Origin of the sequence: uncultured Campylobacter sp. (assembly GCF_938045595.1) — a bacterium.
Classification (GTDB): domain Bacteria; phylum Campylobacterota; class Campylobacteria; order Campylobacterales; family Campylobacteraceae; genus Campylobacter_B.
In genome coordinates, this window is sequence record NZ_CALIBB010000033.1 from 1 (window position 1) to 1790 (window position 1790).

At 41.9% G+C, this 1790-nt stretch carries 2 protein-coding genes and 1 tRNA gene; all 3 read right to left on the reverse strand.

Annotated features, from left to right (window positions below; all coding sequences use genetic code 11):
* Window positions 1-76: 76 nt before the first annotated feature.
* Window positions 77-153, reverse strand: a tRNA-Arg gene (locus Q0340_RS01445).
* 12 nt (window positions 154-165) lie between these two features.
* Window positions 166-546 carry a response regulator gene (locus tag Q0340_RS01450; RefSeq protein ID WP_005869488.1) on the reverse strand — a complete coding sequence of 127 codons (381 nt, stop codon included), beginning with the start codon at window positions 544-546 and terminating at the stop codon, window positions 166-168.
* 14 nt (window positions 547-560) lie between these two features.
* Window positions 561-1790, reverse strand: a 1230-nt coding sequence (locus Q0340_RS01455; RefSeq protein ID WP_298081861.1) for a response regulator, incomplete at its 5' end; no start/stop codon positions are given.

The following is a 1790-nucleotide window of genomic DNA, read 5'->3' on the forward strand; positions in this document are numbered from 1 at the left end:
AAAAAATTTGAAAAAGCCGTAAAACAGGGCTTTTAAAAAAATCAAAAAACTAAAATTAGGGGGGAAATTTGATAGATGGTGTCCCCGACAGGATTCGAACCTGTGGCCTCAAAATTAGGAATTTTGCGCTCTATCCTACTGAGCTACGAGGACAAAATCGGCAATTTAATCGCCGATAATATTCATAACGTCGTCTAGTTTTTTGTGAAGATCTTTGTCGTTGATGGGCTTTGTCATAAAGTCATAAGCACCCTTATTTAAAGCCTCTCGTTTAGCGGTCTCGTCCGTCGTAAGGACGATGACGGGGATATGAGCTATGCTTTCTCTAGCGTGAAGATTATCTAAAAATTCCAGCCCATTCATCACAGGCATTACTATATCTAGTAATATCAAATCAACAGGCTGAACTTCGAGTACGGCAAGGGCGTCCAAGCCGTTTTTGGCTTGGAGTATAGTTTGAAATTTGCCGTATTTTTTTAGCATAACTTCAAGTAGCTTTAAATTTATAGCGTCGTCATCAACCGTTAAAACTTTCAAATCTCTCATTTAAGACCTCATCCTTATATATATTTTTGTGCGAGTTTCTCAAGACCCGACTTGGTAATATTGTAACTAGCGACTTCGCTAAATAGTGGATTTTCATCGTTGTCGTTAGAAAACAGAACTAGCTTGGTCGCAGATGCTTTTCGGCGCAAGCTCTCTAACGCCGCTAAGTCTAGCCCTGCTAGCTTTTTATCAATCAAAACAAGCTTATAGCTGCCCGTAGCCGCCATAGAAATAAGCTGGTCGAAATTGCCCGCAATTTCTACGTCTTTATACTGGTGTTTTAATATGCTGGCAAAAATTTTACTTTCCATAATGTTTGCCTTACATATAAGTATATCTTTTGTCGGCACGCGCGCACCTTTAGCTTTTACTACGTCATCAGAAACTATACTTTTTTTAGGAACTAGCTTCATTACCGTCTTTGGCACTTTGACAGTTTTAATGACCGTCTTAGGTACCTGGCGTTTTACAAGCTTTTTAACCAGCTTCTTTGTAGTTCCACCGGCGGGCGCTGCATCGGATCGTTTATCGCCGATAAAATTATCTAGCATTTGGGCTAAGATATCCTTTTTGATCGGCTTGGTGCAGTATTCGTCAAGCCCCGCTGCCATAAATTTCTCTCTATCGCCCTTTAGCGCATTGGCAGTAACAGCCACGATCGGGATGTGGCGGAGATTATTCTCGTGCTCGTATTGCTTGATCTGCTTTGTAGATTCGATACCGTCCATAACAGGCATCGAAATATCCATAAATATGAGATCATAGTCGTTATTGGCTTTTCTGGCTTCCAGCGCCAAAAGTCCGTTTTCGACTATCGTCAAATTCATATTAAAGCTATTTAACGTATGCTTCATAAGCTTTTGATTGATCTCATTATCCTCCGCAATAAGGATTTTGGCGTTATATTTTCTATTGACCAAAGGTACATTTTCATCGGCAGGATTTCGCTCTACCGGCACTTCAACCTCTTCTTCGACTTCGACATCCTCTTCGACCATAATGGTTTCTTCCTGTTGCTCGTCTTCGTACACGGTAACGGGCACCTCGACCATCTCCTCTTCCTCGGGCTGCGGGATCACTACCGGTTCAACTTTTACGCTAACAGGCTCAATCTCGGGCTCTTCGGCAGGAATATTTTGAGCTGCCGGTTCTACTACCGGCGTTACCGCTTCAGATTCGATATTTGAAGGTCCCTGTTTAACCTCTTCAAGTTTTGGCTCGATAGGTTTTAGTTCAGGCTCAAT